The 20,383-nt window shown below is 43.2% G+C and carries 11 protein-coding genes; 9 read left to right on the top strand and 2 right to left on the bottom strand.

What is annotated here, in order from left to right:
* Window positions 1–61: 61 nt before the first annotated feature.
* Both araJ and INE92_RS18845 read right to left on the bottom strand, forming a co-directional pair.
* The gene (araJ, locus tag INE92_RS18850) at window positions 62–1,204 is read right to left on the bottom strand and encodes an MFS transporter AraJ (protein WP_008646862.1); all 1,143 of its coding nucleotides are present in this window, start codon (window positions 1,202–1,204) and stop codon (window positions 62–64) included.
* A 301-nt stretch (window positions 1,205–1,505) separates the two neighbouring features.
* Complete coding sequence (locus INE92_RS18845; RefSeq protein ID WP_134993162.1) at window positions 1,506–2,912, bottom strand: alpha/beta hydrolase family protein; 1,407 nt, start codon at window positions 2,910–2,912, stop codon at window positions 1,506–1,508.
* Between the two features lie 875 nt (window positions 2,913–3,787).
* On the opposite strand from INE92_RS18845, the gene INE92_RS18840 reads away from it, so the two are divergent.
* The 9 genes from INE92_RS18840 to INE92_RS18800 all read left to right on the top strand — a co-directional run bounded on the left by INE92_RS18840 (window position 3,788) and on the right by INE92_RS18800 (window position 20,354).
* Entirely contained in the window at window positions 3,788–5,314 is a 1,527-nt protein-coding gene (locus tag INE92_RS18840) for a sulfatase-like hydrolase/transferase (RefSeq protein ID WP_004317367.1), read from the top strand.
* A gap of 113 nt (window positions 5,315–5,427) precedes the next feature.
* Window positions 5,428–7,086, top strand: coding sequence for a hypothetical protein (locus INE92_RS18835; protein ID WP_195436324.1), 1,659 nt, complete (start codon window positions 5,428–5,430; stop codon window positions 7,084–7,086).
* Window positions 7,087–7,107: 21 nt separating this feature from the next.
* A complete protein-coding gene (locus INE92_RS18830) occupies window positions 7,108–7,518 on the top strand; it encodes a hypothetical protein (RefSeq protein WP_074556622.1) in 411 nt (136 codons plus the stop codon).
* Between the two features lie 12 nt (window positions 7,519–7,530).
* Complete coding sequence (locus INE92_RS18825) at window positions 7,531–9,156, top strand: DUF1735 domain-containing protein (RefSeq protein ID WP_195436323.1); 1,626 nt, start codon at window positions 7,531–7,533, stop codon at window positions 9,154–9,156.
* A gap of 44 nt (window positions 9,157–9,200) precedes the next feature.
* Window positions 9,201–10,190, top strand: coding sequence for a glycoside hydrolase family 43 protein (locus INE92_RS18820; protein WP_195436322.1), 990 nt, complete (start codon window positions 9,201–9,203; stop codon window positions 10,188–10,190).
* A gap of 140 nt (window positions 10,191–10,330) precedes the next feature.
* Entirely contained in the window at window positions 10,331–13,519 is a 3,189-nt protein-coding gene (locus INE92_RS18815) for a SusC/RagA family TonB-linked outer membrane protein (protein ID WP_195436321.1), read from the top strand.
* A 20-nt stretch (window positions 13,520–13,539) separates the two neighbouring features.
* Window positions 13,540–15,426: a RagB/SusD family nutrient uptake outer membrane protein gene (locus tag INE92_RS18810; protein ID WP_032855758.1), complete on the top strand. Its 1,887-nt coding sequence runs from the start codon at window positions 13,540–13,542 to the stop codon at window positions 15,424–15,426.
* Window positions 15,427–15,448: 22 nt separating this feature from the next.
* The gene (locus tag INE92_RS18805) at window positions 15,449–18,532 is read left to right on the top strand and encodes a SusC/RagA family TonB-linked outer membrane protein (RefSeq protein ID WP_004307746.1); all 3,084 of its coding nucleotides are present in this window, start codon (window positions 15,449–15,451) and stop codon (window positions 18,530–18,532) included.
* Between the two features lie 25 nt (window positions 18,533–18,557).
* The gene (locus tag INE92_RS18800) at window positions 18,558–20,354 is read left to right on the top strand and encodes a RagB/SusD family nutrient uptake outer membrane protein (protein ID WP_004307747.1); all 1,797 of its coding nucleotides are present in this window, start codon (window positions 18,558–18,560) and stop codon (window positions 20,352–20,354) included.
* Window positions 20,355–20,383 lie beyond the last annotated feature (29 nt).

The following is a 20,383-nucleotide window of genomic DNA, read 5'->3' as shown; positions in this document are numbered from 1 at the left end:
TATTTCGTTTTTATTTAGTTATCGATAATCTGACTGCAAAGATAGGCATTTTGGCAGAGTTTTAATATTTTGCCTGATATTTCTTATAGAAAATCAGGAATAAAGTAAATCCAATTAGGGCGAATGGTACACCCGCCAGGGACGGATAACGGTATCCACCACTAACAGCCAGTCCGCCTGCATAAGCACCGATGGCATTTCCGAGATTGAATGCAACCTGCACGCAGGCTGCTCCCAGCATTTCTCCTCCTTTTGATACGCGGATAATTAATATCTGCTCCGGACTGGATACAGCGAACAGTCCTGCCGTACAAAGGCACATCAACAGGGCTGCTGCCCATTTATAGGGAGAAAGGAAGAAAATGAGCAATAACATAATACAGATAAGTGCTTGAGCGGCAGTCCCTATTTTTCCGGGGGTGTAGCGGTCGGAGAGACGTCCGCTAATCAGGTTTCCCACTACCATACCGAAGCCGGCAAGGATCATTAAAGGCGTAATGCTTTCTGCGGAGAAGCCGGACACATTGGTAAGCATCGGATTGATGTAGCTATACCAGCAGAATACACCGCCATTACCTAGTGCCGTAGCACCGAGAATCAGCCACGGAGCCGGAGTTCTAAGAAAGCGGAATTGTCCTTTAAAGCCGGTATCTTTTAAGCCTTCTACATGCGGAACCCATCGCCAGATGTAATATAGGATAACAATTCCCCAGATACCGACCAGCAGGAAAGTGGCACGCCAGGAAAGCATGGTACTTAGGGAAGTGCCCAAAGGTACACCAAACAGGTTGGCAATGGTCATTCCTGCAATCATGATGGAGACGGCTTCCGAACCTTTACCCTTGTCGGCTAGTTTCTCTGCAACAATAGAGCCTACTCCGAAGTATGCACCATGAGGCAAGCCGGAGATAAAACGGGCAGCGAGCAACACCCAGTAATTGGGAGCCATAGCCGCACAGATATTACCTATCATAATTAAGGTAACTAATACTAACAGAATATGTTTTAGCGGATATTTGCGAGCCAGTGTCAATACAGGTGCACCGACACAGACGCCTAATGCATAAGCAGAAATGAAATGCCCTGCGGTAGGAATACTAATACCTAAATCTTTTGCCACATCGGGCAAAATTCCCATCATTACAAATTCGGCAATACCTAATCCCAGTGTGCCGAACGCCAATGCAATAAGACTCTTCTTCATACAAAACTTTACCTTAATACCTGTTACCTTTTTACCTTACTATTATTTGCCGCTTATTTGTTTTGGCTGCAAAGGTAAAACAAAATCTTTCAGGGTGAGTTCGATGAGATGGATTTTGATTTAAATCAAATTAGACAATGTTGGTGTAAGCTGATGACGGGAGATTTATGTAGTATATGTAAATTGTAGCCATTTACTTTCTTTCCAATTCTTGCAAATATTTGAAGAATTTGCAAGAATTAGCAAGAAAAGAATGTGATATTGAGAAATGTGTACTTGCTAAGTAATATCATTAATAGACTTATTGTTTCCTTATCCATTCAATGATATCTTTCAAGACTTCCGGATTGATTGTTTCTTCCAACTGCCCGTATTCAGCCAATGTTCCTTTTTCGCAAGTCTGAAACAGATGATTTAAGTTCGGATAGGCTTTGACTGTTACATTTTTGTTTCCATTTCCGGTGATTCTTTCCTGAATGGCAGCAAGATTCATGGCGGCATCCACTTGAATATCCTTTTCTCCGTTCAGAGCCAGAACCGGACATTTTAGTTTCTTCAAATCCTGGCCTGGGTCATATCTCATAAAATGAAGATACCATGGAGAAGTCATCGAACTGATTTGTGCAGATATCTGCTGGATGGTATTTAGGTCTTTCAATTGTTCGGGAGACATTGTTTTTGTGACGTCTGCATACAGTTCTTTCTGCAACTCTTCGGGAGTTTTGTCTGTTTGTTGCAGTATGGCATATCTGTTCCGTATTGAAGGCTTCATCCCTTGCCAGACGGCATCCGGCATTCCCTGGGATTTAGAGATTAGCTCTACCTGCTTCAGCATCAGACTGTCGCCTCTTACACCGGCTCCTGCCAATGAAACGACAAATGCAATGGATAGGTCCTTTTTAGCAACGATGAATGCAATGATTCCTCCTGCGCTATGTCCGATAATTCCGATTTTCTTTGCATTTATTTCTTTTCTGCTGCGCAGATAATTCACCATTGCTTCCGTATCTGTGGCAAAATCCTCATTGGTAGCTGTTGCGTGAGTACCTTGTGAAGCGGCAGTACCCCTGTCATCACATCTAAGTACAGCAATTCCGTTTCGGGTCAGATAATCGGCGATGACAAAGAAAGGTTTGTGTCCCATGATTTCTTCATCCCGGTTCTGCGCACCGCTTCCCGTCACCATTACCACTGCCGGAAACTTAGTTCCTTTTTCGGGAAGAGTCAATGTTCCGGCAAGGTTAATTCCATCGCGTTCATTCCTCACGGTGACTTCTTCACTTCTGTAAGGGAAAGGCGGTTGAGGCTCCTGCGGACGCTTGGGACGGCTGGCTTCTCCCTTTACCAGATTCAACGGAAGGGGCATTCCTTGTGTAAATGTTCCGTTGATTGTGTTATCACTGTTCAGCTTTCCTTTGTACGAAGCATGAATCACAGGTATCTGGATAATTAAAGTAGAATCATTGAAAGAAGTGGTCTGTGTCTTGATACCGTTGGCTCCTTGGTCGGGACTGTCCAGTGTGGTCACATAAGCGCCTTGTTCCGTTTGACTGATGTGGAATACAATAGTCAATGAACCGGTGGGAAGGGAAAGTTTTCCGTGCCAGGTTCCCGAAATTTCTTGGGCGGAAACAGAGGATGAGAAGAACACTCCGGCTAATAGTCCGGTAATGAATATAACGATGTAGGTAGCCTTAACTATTTTCATAAGCGAAAAATTAGGTTTAATCTTAATTGTAAATATAAGATATATACAAAGGTAACAATTTTCATCATTATAAAAATAAGACATTACCTAATCTTGTCAGAATCCGGTAATATCTTATTGGGCTGTTCCTGTATACTATTACAGTTTTTATTGTTAAGCACAACCTCTATTCCAAACTATATAGCCTCCCTTAAAAAACGATGATTCTTAAAAAAGGAATATTTAATCATCGGAGAAGGACATAAATCGCAGTTTGGTAAAGAAAAGCCGGAAAATGCCATGCATTTGTAATTACATGATTCTCTATTTTCGCTGTTTTGAGAATATACTAATCGAATTGTGATAGATTCTTGATTCTTTTTGTTATTTGGAGAGTAGATACCTGAATAACCAATCATTTTATTATTTTCTCCTTTCCAATATATTATGATAAACTAAGGAGAAAATATTTCTTAATAGTCCATTTTTATCTTCTTTACCGGGGAACGATAGCTTCCTCGGTGAGGAACAAGTCGATGCACACCGAGGAACACTTCGTTGGTTTTAAGGCAATGAACGGTTCCCGAATAGAGAAAGATGTATATCTTGTTTGGCTTTATGCAATATTAGACTGTTTTTTGTATGCTCATGCGTTTATTTATACAGTTTATTTTCTAGTTTGCTACTTTCTAACTGGCTATTTTCCTGTAGAATATTAAAAGTAGAACATTGACAGGCCTATGCTATCATTTCGAGTTAATTCATCACACGCATTTTCATACCTTATTTCTCTGGAATAGTTGCAGGATGGACATTTCTCCCCATTATTAAACATTTGTTCTACATAAATAAATAAGTGGTGGCTAAATTTGCATCGTTATTAACTACATAATATTATGAAAAAGATAATCTATCTAGTTCCTACGTTGTCTTTAGTAGGTTGTACCTCACAGCACGTAGAAGAAAAGCCGAATGTGATTGTGATTCTTGCCGATGATCTGGGATTTGGTGATGTCAGCGCTTACGGCTCTACTACGATTCATACTCCGAATATCGACAGTCTGGCTCATGGCGGAGTTTGTTTCATGAACGGATATGCCACTTCGGCAACTTCCACTCCCAGCCGTTACGCTTTGATGACTGGAATGTATCCGTGGAAAAATAAAGATGCAAAAATCCTGCCGGGAGATGCTCCTCTTATCATTAATGAAAATCAGTTTACCTTGCCGAAGATGATGCAGCAATGCGGTTATGTGACCGGAGCTATCGGAAAGTGGCACTTGGGGATGGGAGAGGGCAATGTCAACTGGAACGAAACCGTCAAACCGGGTGCCAAAGAAATTGGTTTCGACTATTCTTGCCTGATTGCAGCAACCAACGACCGTGTCCCGACGGTTTACGTGGAAAACGGCGATGTAGTAGGACTCGATCCGGCCGATCCCATCGAAGTGAGTTACGAGCATAATTTTGAAGGCGAACCGACTGCCATTTCTCATCCGGAGATGTTGAAAATGCAGTGGGCACACGGACACAATAACTCTATAGTAAACGGAATTCCCCGTATCGGATATATGAAAGGCGGTCAGAAAGCCCGTTGGAAAGACGAGGATATGGCCGACTATTTTGTAGATAAGGTAAAGAACTTTGTGACTGAACACAAAAATACTCCTTTCTTCTTGTATTATGGCTTGCACGAACCTCACGTACCTCGTGCTCCCCACCAGCGCTTTGTGGGCAAAACAACGATGGGGCCTCGTGGCGATGCCATCGTTGAGGCAGACTGGTGTGTCGGCGAACTGCTTGCCCACTTGAAGAAAGAAGGATTGTTGGAAAAGACACTGATTATCTTCTCCAGTGATAACGGGCCGGTTCTGAATGACGGTTACAAAGACGGAGCTCCCGAATTGGCAGGCGATCACCTTCCTGCAGGAGGTCTGCGCGGAGGTAAATATAGTTTGTTCGACGGTGGTACGCATATTCCTTTGTTTGTTTATTGGAAAGGAAAGATTCAGCCGGTTGTGTCCGATGCACTGGTTTGCCAGGTAGATATTCTTGCTTCTCTGGGGTCGATGATACATGCCGATTTGCCGGAAGGTTTGGATAGTCGGAACTATCTGGATGCTTTCTTCGGAAAAGAGCAGACTGCCCGCAAGGATGTAGTGTTGGAAGCGCAGGGACGTATGGCTTATCGTTCAGGCGACTGGATTATGATGCCTCCTTATAAAGGTTCCGAACGAAACCTGACCGGAAATGAATTAGGCAACTTGGGTGAATACGGTTTATTCAATGTAAAAGCCGACCGAACTCAATACCAGAATATGGCGGCACAACAGCCCGAACTTCTGGACTCCCTGAAGCAGAATTTCTTTGCTGAAGTGGATGGTTATTATCGCAGCGAAGTAGAAGAAGAACCATTAAAATAAGGTCAAATGTTTATTCTGAACATAAATCCCGTTGATAAAACAATCGTTCTATTCTACCGGGATTTATTTCTCTACCTTTGTTCTGTTCGATGTCGGACAATTAACCTTGAAGTATGTATATGAAAATGAAAGCTTTTTTAATGTTTGTATTGCTGTTCTTATGTTCGATGGGAACAAAGGCGCAGGATTTGGGGGCGAACTATAATGAAAATATAGATTACCCGATTACGGAAATAGAGATGTTGAAACAGTCGAAAGTGAGTTGGGTGAGAGGATTTGTCAATATCCCCAATCTGTTTCTTCAGAATGAAAACGGGAAGATTGTTGGTGTGAAAGAAAATGCCATCAGGACACATATTCCTACATTGAAATTTATTCAGGCCAAGAAAGCCTTGGGCGACCGTGTGAAATTTATATTGAGCCTGAAAATACCTTTTGAATTATATACCGACACGGTTCCCAAAGTAGGAACTAAGGAGATGGAGTACATATTTCAGGCAACGGAAATATTACTGAAAACCTATGATATGGCGAAGAATATTGAAATACTTGTCATGGGTAACGAGCCGGAATGGGAGAATGCATTGGATACCGATCTCTGTCATGCGGATGGTGAAGATTATCGGGCATTTCTGAATGAGTTTGCCAATCGGCTGACTACTTGGAAACAGACTAATGGCTGGACATTTGATATTTATGCCGGAGCATTGAACCGTGTTTCCGAGTTGCCGAAGAGCGAAACGGTACCTGCAGTAGTCTCTGTGGTTAATAACAATCCTAATGTTGTAGGGCTCGACTTGCACGTTCACGCATTGAAAATCAACCAGGCGGAAGATGATTTCCGTATTATCCGCGATAAATATGGTGTAACAAAGAAACTGATTTGCACGGAATTCTCTATGGTGCGTGCTTTAAATCCTCATGTGGCGGATGCACTGGGAGAATGGGGAACCAAGCATGGTTATACGGCCGGGATGAAAATTTACGAATACCTTAATCTGATAGCCGAAAAAGCTAACGCCGGTACACCGGTGAGTGCAACCGAGTTCAAGAGCCTTTTTGAGAGTTATTCCTGGTATCCGAAGAATTGGTATAAGACTTTTTATGAAGTATTCAAGAAATATGATACGTATGCCATTACCGGACGTTTTAGTGTGGTTCCCGGTGGAGCGAGAGCTGTTTACGATGCGAAGACTGAAATGTGGGAACTTGGAGGAATTTATTTTTCCCGTTATTTAGGACTGGATGCAGACGGATTCTACAATCCCAATCCATTGCTGTATCCCGATTTCATCGCTGCCCGGGATGGATTGGCAGTTTCCAGCCTTGTCGGAGGGCAACGGGAATTGTTCATTCGTTGGGGGAATGGAGCCGATAAAACAGGTATATTGTCAGTAACAGATGAAAATGGAACAGAGGTAGTACGTCGGTCGCTTGATTCGGAGAATGACTATACATTGGTTGAAAATCTTGCTCCCGGAACGACTTATCATGTAGCATTGCTGAAATCGGATGATGCCGTGTTGTGGAAGGATGATGTTAAGACCAAGTCTGTAACAGGAAAGTTTCCTTTGTTGAAATATCAACAAGTGGATGGATATATGTTGGTACAACTATTAAATTTGCCGGATGATGTCTTATCTTATAAAGTAAAGCTGGATGGACAGGAAATCAATATAGTGAATAAGAACCTGAACGGACAAATACTTACCGCCGAAGTGACTTATAAGGATGGGTCAGTAGAAATATTGTCGACAACTGTTAGAAAGTAATTATCTTAAATTTATTCGCTTATGAAAGTAATATATGTAGTGTTGGTATGTTTGTTGGCTTTCACCTCTTGTGCGGAGACGGAATATGCCGAAAACGGGGTTGATAAGAAGAATATAACAGGATATACCGAAGTTGGGTTTTATAGTTTGGATGGAATTTGTACTTTTACAGAGCAGGAACAACTTCAGGCTGCAATTAATCCTAAACGGTTGACTTATCGCCTGCAAAATTCGGATCAAAGCAAATACATTCATGTGAAGTTTGACGGGAAGCCCACGGCTGTCGGTCAAAAGATAAAGACTGAATTCTCATTCCAAGGAGTTTCTTTTCTCAAAGAAGGGATGGAGATGGAAGTAGTTCGTATAGATGGAGATAAAGTTTGGTTGTCAGGAGATAACGTCGGTATAGTAATCCCTGTTTTTAATAATTAAAAGAAAGATATTATGAAAAGATACATTCCTATTGTAGCGTCATTAATGGTGTTTTCGTTGATATCATGTGATGAAGTCATGGATCTGACACAGCCGGAAAAGGCTGAAGTTACCTATTCCAATATTACCTTGTCGCTTTATCAGACAGGCAAATATGATTTATATCTGGATGAGCCGGAATACCAATATAACATTATGGTGGAGAAAAGCCATTGCGAAAAAGAAGCAAAGGCGGAATTGGCTGTTGTCGATGCCAAAGAGTTTGGTGAAGAATATCACCTCTTACCTGTGGAATATTATGATCTGGATGGAAGTAATTTTAATTTTAAGGGGGACGATGTCCTGCGTATGGTAAATTTGCGCTTCCATGATTTAGGTACGCTTGACGGATCAAAGAAATACGTTCTCGGTTTGAAACTGGTTTCCGACGATCTTGCAGTCAATCAAGAGAAAAGTACAATGACTTTCTTCCTGCAACAGAAACAGGGAGAAATCGACAACCCTTATACCGTGGCGACAACGAGCGACTTGATAACTCTCGGAGAGAAACTCAAAGATGGTAAGACGATCTATGCCAAGATAGAGAATGATATTGATTTGCAAGGTGTAGACTGGCAACCGATAGAGACTTCGGTTTCCAAACAACTTGTATTGGATGGAGGCGGACATACGATTCGTAATCTGAAAGTAAATACTTCCTCTTCTGTTAATCAGGGATTCTTTGGATTGTTGGTTGGTAAGTGTTCCAATATAAACTTTGAAAATGCGCAGATTACAGCCAATACAAAGATGGCAGGCATCCTTGCCGGACAGGTGGGAGCTGCTACTTCTCCGGGTATTGTGGAGAATGTTCGGGTATCCGGTACGATTTCTTTAACTTCGGGAACGGGAGCGACTGCCTGGGATAACGGTCAGGCTGGTGGTATCTGTGCAAGACTTCATGGTGCAGATAGTAAAATTCATCAGTGTACATCGGCAACGGATATTACTGCCGTATGGTGCGCCGGCGGTATTTGTGGGGAAACGAGAGGCGGAGCAACGATCTCTCAATGCTCTTCCACTGGGGATATTGTGACTGAATCATGTGTAGGAGGCATCGTTGGACGTATGTTATATTCTATCGTTACGCAGTGTTATTCTTCAGGTCTTGCACAAGCTTTCCCGATGAAAGTGGCGAATCCTGCGGGTGGTATTGCCGGATTTGTAGATCCTAGTCCGACAGCTGTGATCTCTTATTGTTATTCCGATTGCGAGATTTCCGCTCAAAATCAGGTAGGCGGTATTATGGGATTTGCTAACAAGGCGACAGGAATCACCGTAACACATTGTGTGGCTTGGAACCGGAAATTATTCTCTAACGGTGCACCTAAGTCGGGAAGAATTTGCGGACGCTTTAACAAAAATGAGGCTAATAATTGCTATGCGAATCCGAATATGGAATGTCGTTTTTCTGCCAATACGCCTGCTATCGTAGATGAACAAATACCCAACTACGCAGCACAAAACTTTGGTGCCGACCGTTACAATGGTCTTTCTACGATGAGCACCCCGATAGATGCTGCCAAGGCTCTTTCCTGGGATGAATCAATATGGAATCTCGCAGGGGAGAAACCCGGTTTGGTTTGGATGTTAGATTGAAATTTTGTAGATGAGATAAAGATCAGATATAGAATAAAATAGGTATGAAAAAACATAAAATGACAAAAAGACTTATTCTCGCATTAGGAATCATTGGTTTGTCTGTCACTGGGGTACGGGCTGATTCGGTTAATGAGAAGGAGATCACTTATGCCGATCCTACAATTTATGTGGAAAACGGAAAGTATTACCTCACCGGCACACGCAATCAGGAACCACAGGGCTTTGCTATCCTCGAATCGACCGATCTGGAGCATTGGACAGTGCCTGATGGCAGTTCCCTGCAACTGATTCTGCGGAAAGGAGATCGAACGTATGGTGAAAAAGGCTTCTGGGCACCTCAATACTTTAAGGATAAAAGAACTTATTATTTCACTTATACCGCTAATGAGCAAACAGTAATTGCTTCCTCAAAATCGGTATTCGGACCTTTCCGGCAGAAGGAAGTCAAGCCGATAGACGCTTCCGCTAAGAATATAGACTCTTTCCTATTTAAGGATGATGATGGGAAGTACTACCTATATCATGTCCGCTTTAATAAAGGTAATTACCTTTGGGTAGCCGAGTTTGACATAAAGAAAGGAAGTATCAAACCGGAAACATTGAAACAATGTATGGACTGTACGGAGCCTTGGGAAAAGACTCCGAACTATAAGTCTGCACCGGTGATGGAAGGACCGACTGTTATGAAGTGGGACGGGGTATATTACCTCTTCTATTCTGCCAATCATTTTATGAATATCGATTATTCGGTAGGTTATGCCACTGCTTCTTCCCCTTTCGGTCCGTGGAAGAAGCACCCGAACAGTCCGATCATTCATCGCAGCCTCGTAGGAGAAAACGGATCAGGGCATGGAGATGTGTTTAAAGGGTTGGATGGAAAATACTACTATGTCTATCACGTTCATCGTTCGGATTCCACCGTGTCCCCTCGTAAAACACGTATTGTTCCGCTCATCCTGAAGAAAGGAAACGATGGCATATACAACATCACCGTAGACAAAGAGCACGTCATAAAGCCAATGTGGAAATGATTTGTTCAGAAATGTAGTAGAGAAATCTATTTTGCACATTTGTACGGGTTTTGAGGATAATCTTCCTTTTCATTTGAAGATTTTCCCGCTTAATTTGTGTCTTGAGATAAAGAATTTGTTAACAGTTAAAAATAATGTTTATGAAAAGAGACAGACTTTATTTTTCTTTCTTATGTCTTTGTTGCTTTTTGTTTTGTGCGCTGGACGTGCAGGCACAACAAGATTATTGGAAGGGACAAGTGAAGGATGCAGTATCTGGTGAACCGATGATTGGTGTCAGTGTTCGCGTGAAAGGTACGGGAAGCGGTACGATTACTGATTTTGACGGTAATTTTACTGTGAAGGCATCGAAAGGAGACATACTTGTCATTTCTTATGTGGGTTATAAAACTCTGGAACTGGATTTAAAGAATAAAACGACTTTAGGCGTAATCTCTTTGGGAGAAGATACGGAGACACTGGAGGAAGTGGTAGTGGTTGGATACGGCGTACAGAAAAAGGTATCCAGTGTCGGTTCCATTGCCACGGCAAAAGGAGATGATTTATTAAAGATAGGTAGTGTGAACTCCGTTTCCGAAGCTTTGCAAGGGCAGATGCCGGGCGTGGTTGCCATCAATTCCACCTCAAAGCCGGGAGCTGATAAGGCTTCTTTATTGATTCGTGGTAAGTCTACCTGGGGAGAAGCGGATCCACTGGTATTGGTGGACGGTATCGAACGTGACTTCAACGATGTAGATGTGAATGAAATCGAATCTATTTCCGTACTGAAAGATGCTTCGGCAACTGCGGTTTACGGTGTGAAAGGTGCGAATGGGGTGATCCTGCTGACTACCAAACGCGGACTCGAACAGAAACCGGAAATATCATTCACAGCTAACTTTGGTTTTAAACAACCTTCTGCCGCTCCTGAATGGTCTGACTATGTGACCTCTATGAAACAGTATAACAGAGCACAGGCCAATGATGGTAATTGGGGAGCAATGGTTCCCGAATCTACCATTGCCGCATGGGAGAATGCGTATGCTACCGGAAATTACGGCCCGTATAATGATGTCTTTCCCGAAGTGGACTGGTGGAAAGAACTGGTAAAGAATGTAGGTTATGAACAGGCTTATAATCTTAATGTACGTGGTGGTACGAAGAAAATGAGTTATTTCGTATCTTTGGGTTATTTGCATGACGGAGATATTTTTAATACTACCAAACAAGAGGATTTCGATCCTTCCTTCTCTTACCGTCGTTATAACTGGCGTAGTAATTTCGACTTCAATATCACAAGTACTACTAAACTTTCGTTCAATGTGGCCGGTAAGATGGGTTATCAGAACCAACCGTCTTATTATGAGAATGTCGATTCTCCGGATGAACGTTTTTTTAAAACGTTCTTTACGGCTCCAAGTAATGAATTTCCGATTAAATATAGTAATGGAATATGGGGAGACGGGTTAAGTTCCGATCAAAATATAGCCTGTCTGATGAACGAAGGAGGTAGTCGTAATATTAAGCAACATCAAGGTTTCTACGATATAATCTTGAATCAGAAGCTGGACTTTATTACAAAGGGACTGTCATTGAAAGCATCATTGTCTTACACTACTTCTTCTTCATGGACTACCCAGATCATGCCGGGTAAGATTTTAGGTAAAGACGATTTGGTTGCCCAACGTACACATATTCGTATTAATCGTGTGTATGATTACGCCAATCCTATTTATAATGCTGACGGAACAATTACTTATAATTATACCGAGAAACGCTATCCGGATGAAAATGCTCCCGGAGATTTGCCTGTTGGTGGTGTTTATGACGGTTTCAAGGCTTACGGACGTAAACTTTATTACGAATTAGCATTGAATTATAGTCGCCAGTTTGGCGATCACGATGTAAGTGCCTTATTTGTATTTAACCGTAAGATGAACGAATCAACCAATACTGCTAATTCGGGTGTGATGAACTTCCCGGCTTACGAAGAAGACTGGGTAGGCCGTGTCACTTACAACTTCAAAGAGCGTTATCTTGCTGAATTTAACGGTGCCTACACTGGTTCGGAAAAATTTGCTCCGGGACGCCGTTTCGGATTCTTCCCCTCTGCCTCTATTGGTTGGCGTATCAGTGAAGAACCATGGGTAAAGAAATTGACCAAAGGTGTACTGACCAACCTGAAAGTGCGCTATTCGTATGGAGTAGTTGGTAATGATAAAGGTGCTACCCGTTTCAACTATATTCAGAAGTTTGAGCAACTATCTGCCAATGCGCAGTTTGGTAAATATCAGACCAGTAACTGGGGACCTTTATACAAAGAAGGAAAATTGGCCGACCCCGATGCTACCTGGGAAGAATCTATTAAGCAGAATATCGGTATCGAAATAGGTTTGTGGGGTAAACTAAACTTTACTGTGGACTTGTTCGATGAAAAGCGTAATAACATTTTGATGACACGTAATACGATTCCGTCATGGGCCGATAGTGGTATTGCTTTTCCGCAGGTGAATCTGGGTAAGACTAAAAATCACGGTCTTGAACTGGATATTGCTTGGAACGACCGTATTGGAAAGTTTAATTATTACGCGAAGTTTAATTTTGCAACCAGTGAGAACCGTGTTGTCTTTATTGATGACCCGAAGAATCAGAGCGAATATTTGAAAAAAGCCGGAAAGTCAATCGGATATGTGAATAAATACCTGGCAACAGGAAACTTCCAGTCATTGGATGATATTTATAACTCGGCGCAGTCCACTATTGCCAATGGTACACATAATACATTGATTCCGGGAGACTTGTATTACATCGATTATAATGGTGACGGCATGATTGATGCTAAGGATATGGTTCCGATGAAAAACCTGAACTATCCGACTACTACCCTCGGATTTACATTGGGAGGTTCTTACAAAGGAATCGGATTCAATATGTTGTGGTACAGTGCTATGGACGTTTATAAAGAAGCGATTCCTTCCTATTTATGGGATTTCCCGGAAGGTAATATCAAGGCTCAACCAAATACGTTGAATACATGGACAGCCGATGCTCCGATTCAAGGCGGTCCGATTCGCCCCAGTATTCATGTTCAGAGAAGTTATAATTCGGTGGCTAGTACATACACATATACCAACCATGCTTATCTTCGCTTGAAGAACCTGGAAGTGAATTATCAGATTCCGAAGCGTTGGTTGCAGCCTTTACGTCTGACAAAACTGCAAGTATATGTCAACGGTACCAATTTGTTGACGTTCTCGAAAGGTGATTCCCGCCGTGACCCCGAACATTCGGGACAGAATGTTTATCCGGTGGTGAGACGTTATAACATTGGTTTTAGATTAGGATTATGAGACACTTTAAATTTACTGATATGAGAAGACATAAGTTGAATTGGATATGGATCATTCTATTGGGGTTGTTTGTAGGAAGTTGTGAGGACTATCTGGACCGCTCTCCCGATGACGGACTTTCCGAAGATGATGTTTATAAAGATTATAGCAGTTTGTTAGGGTTCATGGACCGCATCTTTCAAAATGATGATATATTAATCTTTACACATGGTATCAACTCTTATTCGAATACATACGTAACGGTAGGTAATTTATCGGATGAATATGCATCCGTTCGCGATAATGATCCGTCGAAGTTTGTCAATGCAGGTAACTGGCTGGAGAATGCCGGTACACGTTTCGAAATAGGAAGTAAAAGTGATGGGAAGAATTTCAAAAGTGCTATTTCTCGTGCTTATACCGGACTTCGTATCGTGAACCGTGTAATTAGCGGAGTAGATCAAGTGAAATCCATCACAGACGACCAAAGGAGAAAACTGTTGGGACAGGCTCATTTTCTGCGTGCCTACTTCTATTTTGAGATTATCAAGCGATATGGCGGAATGCCCATCTTTGACCAGCTTTGGGGAGCATCGGACGACTTTGACTTTCCCCGTAAAACTTATCAGGAATCCAATGCTTGGATGCAGACAGACCTGGATAAAGCCATTGAATATTTACCTATAAGCTGGCCTGACGAGGAACATGGACGGCCTGACAGAGTAAGCGCCATGGCATTAAAAGCGATGACACAGCTTTATGCTGCCAGCCCTTTGATGCAGAACGACTTGAATTCTATTGAAAACAAAGGATATGGAAAAGAGATGGCTGCTGAAGCTGCCCGTAGTGCGCAAAAGGCGATCAATGCTATTGAAAGTCACGAATATTATCGCCTGATGAATCATGACGAATATCGTAGTATTCAGCTAATGCCTAATTCCAATCAATTCGCACAGCCGGAATATTTATGGTTCCTGCGTTGGCATCATGGCAACTGGTCTGCTTTCGTCAGAGCGCAATGGCTGACACAACCATACGATAATAAAACCGGTGCCGAAGGTACTCCTTATAATGCTCCGACACAAAATGCGGTAGATATGTACGAACGTAAGGGAGCCGACGGTAAATACTATCCGATTACTGATCCGCGTTCCGGTTATGATGCGGTAAAGACTACCAATCCTTATTCGGATAGAGACCCTCGCTTCACGAATAATATCCTCGTGCCCGGTGAGCAATGGGGGAAGAATTTACAGGGTGTTCCCTATTATCTGACTACTTATTCGGGTGGTTACTCCGAGAACTTCATTTCTACCAATCAGTTTACGAGAGGCTCTCAACAGACCGGATATATGTGCAAGAAGTTCATTTGGCCGGAAGCAAGTGTGCCTTTGTTTGGTGAAGCTGGTTTCCAATTATATCGTTTGGTGGCTGTGTACATTCGTGTTTCACAAGTTTATCTGGATATGGCAGAGGCTTCATACGAAGCGACAGGTGATCCGGATGCAGTCGTTACGGGTTGTACGATGTCGGCCCGTCAGGCTTTGAATAAAATCCGTGTAAGAGCCGGAATCGGCGAACTACCGGATGGAGTGGATTTTAGAGAAGCTTATCGTCGGGAACGTGGTGTGGAATTGATGTTCGAAGGACACCGCTGGTATGATATCCGCCGTTGGATGATTGCTGAAGACCTGTTTAAGGGTGAATATCCGATCATGGGTGTCAAAGCAACCCCGATCAATCATTCTTATACGGCCGACCAGTTGAAAGTGGAAAAAGCCTGCACTTATAAGTTGACCGACTTTACTTACGAGTATGTTCCGGTGAGGACAGCCGTGCGGACGTTTAACAAGCGTAATTATTGGTATCCGCTACCGATGGATGAAGTGGCGGCTTTGGATAATCTTCAACAGAACCCCGGATGGTGATACCTAAAATAAAGAAAAGTATATGAGAAACAAGATTAGATATATAAGACTGATAGGGCTCATATTTGTCCTTATCGTTGGCTCTAGCCTGACTTTCGCACAGAATAAATCAAAGAGAAAGTCGGCGAAGAAGCCTTTGGTGGAAGTAGTTTCTATTGTTACCGACGAGAAAGGTAGCCCGTTGAAGAATGTTTCTATCATTTGTGGAGAAGGCGCAGTCGTTCTATATACAGATGCAAAGGGACGTTTTCAGACGAAGGTCGAGAATGACGCAACCGTCATGGTGGAGGCTTTGGGATATGAAGATAAAGTGTATAAGCTGACAGGCAGCAATATCGTTCCTGAAAAGATTGTCCTGAAGAAAGAGCCTCTGTTCCTGACCGAAGAATCGTTGGTGAATAGAGCCGATGGTGGCAAGACGTATAAAGGGAATGAAGTAGGCGCAACGAGCGTACTGGAGAACGGACAGTTCGGAACGTTCCCTGATTTGACGCTGACTAATATGCTGCAAGGTAAAATGTTAGGTCTGCAAGTTCGCTCCACAGTCAGCGGATTGGGTAATAATACGCCTGATTTATTTATCCGTGGCCAGCATGGCATGTCGGAGAATACAGCTATTGTTATCATCGATGGTGTGGAACGTCCGGCAGCGGATTTGATTCCTGAAGAAATCGAACGTATCGAGTTGCTGAAAGATGCCACTGCCAAGATTCTTTATGGGGCGCGTGCTGCGAATGGCGTACTTTGGGTGACTACCCGCAGAGGAAAGGCCAACCGCCGCATTTATAACGCAACCGCCGAAGCAGGTGTGGTACAGATGACGCGTACTCCTGATTTTCTGAATTCTTATCAGTATGCTAATCTGTACAATGAAGCGCGTGCAAATGACGGATTGACTCCTTACTATAATCAGAAACAACTGGAAGGATATAAAAACTCCAAAGGAGCCAATGACCTATTGTATCCGAACGTCGATTTGTACGATCAGTTATTGAACAAAAATGCCAACTATCGGAAAGTATCGTTCGATATGACGGGAGGTACCGACAGAGTGCGTTATGCCCTGATTGCCGGATATGTAGGAGGTAGCGGATTTGAAGACGTTACCTATACTCCGCAACTGCACCGTCTGACTCTTCGCGGAAACCTCGACTTCAATGTAACGGATTTCCTGACTATATCCGCAGACGTTGCCGGACGTATGGAAATGCGTAAATGGGGGCAATTGGACTGTGGTCAGGTATTTACGGCCCTGTCTACGCATCGTCCGAATGAATACCCGCTGACTATGTCACCGGAAGAAACCGGACTAGCCAGCTCGGACGGAATTCCTTTGTTTGGCGCAAGTCTGCTGCGTCCGATGAATGCATACGCGGAAACAATGTACGGAGGATATACGGATGAGCGTTATACACGCAGCCAGACCAATATCGGTTTGAAATTCGATCTTGATATGCTGACAAAAGGGTTGAAAGCCGGTGCTTTCCTTTCTTTCGACAACTATGATTACCTGCAACTCTCTTTGAGCAAAGTCTATCCGACGTATGCCATCAAAACATATCGTAACTTTGCCGGTGAGGAACAGATCATGTACACCCAGATGAAGAAAACAGATGTAGCCACTTCACAGAGTCGGAAGTCGACTACCTTACAACAGACATTGGGTTGGAATGCCTTTGCTGCATACGAGAATACATTCAACCAAAAGCATGATGTATCGGCACGGCTGACTTACATGTACTCGAAAACAACGAATCAGGGAGTGACCCAGGACATCATCAATGCAAACTACGCATTGCGCTTAAACTATATGTATGACCGCCGTTATGCTGTGGAAGCCGACATGGCATTGATGGGAAGCAACCGTTTCAAATCGGGAAATAAATACTTCTTCTCGGCAGCGGGCGGCCTTGCCTGGATTCTAAGCAATGAAGATTTCCTGAAAGACAATGAATACGTGAACTTCCTGAAACTGAAAACCAGTGCTGGTATCTTGGGATATGACAGAAGCACCGAACATTTATTGTATGAACGTGCCTGGTCACAAGACGGCAGCTTCCGGTTCGGAACAACGAACAACGGTGCTACGGCTTACTATTCCACTTTTGTCCGTGCAGGCAATCCGAACCTGAAATGGGAAAAGGCAGCAGAATGGAACATCGGTGTGGAAGGCCTGTTCCTGAACAACCGCTTATATACCGAAATAAACTATTTCCGTGAGAAACATACGGACATCATCGGTTCTGTCGATGCCTCTTACGGGGATTATACAGGCAACTTTACCTACCAGGATAACATGGGCTCCGTCTTGAATCATGGTATAGAAGGAATGTTCACTTGGAGCGACCGTATCAACGACTGGTCTTATTCGGTAGGAGCTAATTTCGTATGGTCTAAGAATAAAGTATTGAAATGGAACCAGGTGAAACATGGTGAAGAATACCGTTATACAGTGGGGCGTTCTACCGATGCTATGATGGGACTGGTTGCCGAAGGATTATTTGGCAAAGATGTAGCCATCAACGGACATGCCCCCCAGACGTTTGCCGATTATCAGGAAGGCGACATCGCCTACAAAGACCTGAACGGCGATAAGATCATTGACGGTCGTGACGTAAAGGAACTCGGAAACTCATTCCCACGTACTACATTGGGCATCGATTTCAATGTAAGTTACAAAGGCTGGGGATTGTATCTTCAGGGATATTCCGAACTGGGCGTTCACACTTGGGCAACAAATGCTTATTATTGGAACAATGGAGAAGGTAAATACTCTAAACTGGCATTAGATCGTTATCATCCGGCAAACAATCCGACCGGAAGTTATCCGCGCCTGACAACCACTGCCGGTGAGAACAATTTCCGCAATTCTTCTTTCTGGTTGAAGAATACAAGCTTCTTCCGTATGAAGAATGTTGAATTGAGCTACACGTTCAATCAGTTCTCCCCAAGTTCGGTCGTGAAGAAGATGAAGGTTTTCGCTCGTGGTGCAAATTTGTTTGTGCTTTCTTCCGTGAAAGATTTGGATCCTGAATTGCTGAATGCCGGTGTGACAAACTACCCGGTGACGCGTACTTTTACAGGCGGAGTCTCTTTTGTATTTTAATTTTGAACAATTAATAGATGGCAATATGAAACATATATTAGGAAGTTGCGTTTTAGCAGGTCTGTTTCTCTTTTGTGCTTGTGACGACACATTGGATACAAAGGTGACATGGCAGATCGGAGACTCTGATACCTGGAGAGTGCCGGAACTTGCTCAAGGCGTACTATATAAAGCTTATAATGGCATAGCCAACCGTCCGGATTGTTTTGAAGATAACTTTCTGGATTGTGCTACCGATAATGCAGTGACTAATCTGCGCAGCTCTTCTGTCTATAAATTAAATATGGGTGGGATGACAGCGTTTAACAACCCAATCGGAAACTGGAGTAATGCGTACAACATGCTGAACTATGTAAACTCTTTCCTCGAAAACGGCTTAACCGACCAAGTGCAGTACAACCGCACCGACCCGGAAGTGGACAAGCAAATCAAGCTGCGTCTGGAAGGTGAATCGTATTTCCTGCGTGCATGGTGGCATTTTGAGCTATTGAAGATGTACGGCGGAAAGGCGAAGAATGGAAAAGCGTTGGGTATTCCGTTGGCAGATCATTTTATTTCGCAGGATGAGGCCGCGCAGAACGGTGAATTTCTTCGTCCTACTTATCAGGCAACAGTCGATTTTATCGTCAACGATTTGAATAATGCCATCGAGTTATTGCCGAACGTGTATCAGGGAGATGACTTGGAGTTCGGTAATACACAAATCGGTCGTGCCACGAAAGCGGCGGCAGCTGTTCTGAAAAGTCGTGCGCTTTTATATAGCGCAAGCCCTGCCATGCAGGATGATGACGTGACGAAGATCACCGGCATGGGACAATTCGAAATACTGAACCCTACGGTTTACCAAGCAAAATGGGAAGCGGTAGCCAAAGAGATCAATAAGATTCTGGGCATGGAAGGTTTCGGAACTTATGTTCCTGTTACGGCTTCCTCCATTGCCGATGTTCAGACGGAAAGTTCCGATTATGCTTTCCGCAGATATTTTAATAATAACCTGTTGGAAGGCCTTCATTTCCCGCCGTTCTACTACGGAAGTGCCCGTGCCACTCCTTCTCATAATCTGGTAAAGGCTTTTTATGCGAAGAATGGTTATCCGGCAACCGATGTTCGTTCCGGTGTCGATCTGTCTGATCCTGATTTCGATCTGACGCAGCTTTATGCCGTACTGGATAATCGCTTTGCGCTGAATGTCTACTATCATAGTGCTACATTTGGCGATTCCGGTCAGCCGTTGGATATGTCCGAGGGTGGAAAAGATTCTCCTTCGTTTAGTGAGAATGCTACACGTACGGGTTATTATCTGGCTAAATTCGTTTCCAAGAAATCGGCTATGCTGAATCCGATTCAGACGTTAAACTCGGTTCATTACAATCCTTTGTTACGGAAATCGGAAGTTCTTCTTAACTTTGCCGAAGCTGCCAATGAGGCTTGGGGCAACCCGACGGTGAAAGCCGAAGGATGCCTGTATTCTGCATACGAAATATTGAAAACAATCCGTTCGCAAGCCGGGGGTATCAATTTTGATCTTTATCTGGATGAAATGGCTCAAAGTAAGGACTCGTTCAGAAAGTTGATTCAGAACGAACGTCGCTTGGAATTTACTTTCGAGAATCATCGTTATTTTGATATGCGTCGTTGGGTATTACCGTTGAACGAAGAGGTGGAGGGTGTTGCCGTTACCCGCAATGAAGATGGCACATTCAGCTTCAAAGTACAGAAAGTGGAACAACGGAAATATGAAGTGAAAAACTATTTCATGCCATTACCGTATGCAGAGCTGGAAAAGAATAAGAATCTAATGAATAATCAGGGTTGGGAATAACGTGCTGTTGATATAAATACTTATTTACA

The organism is Bacteroides xylanisolvens (assembly GCF_018289135.1).
GTDB classification, from domain to species: Bacteria; Bacteroidota; Bacteroidia; order Bacteroidales; family Bacteroidaceae; genus Bacteroides; species Bacteroides xylanisolvens.
The sequence above is the reverse complement of the archived record's forward strand: the minus strand, read 5'-3'. Positions and strand labels throughout refer to the sequence as shown.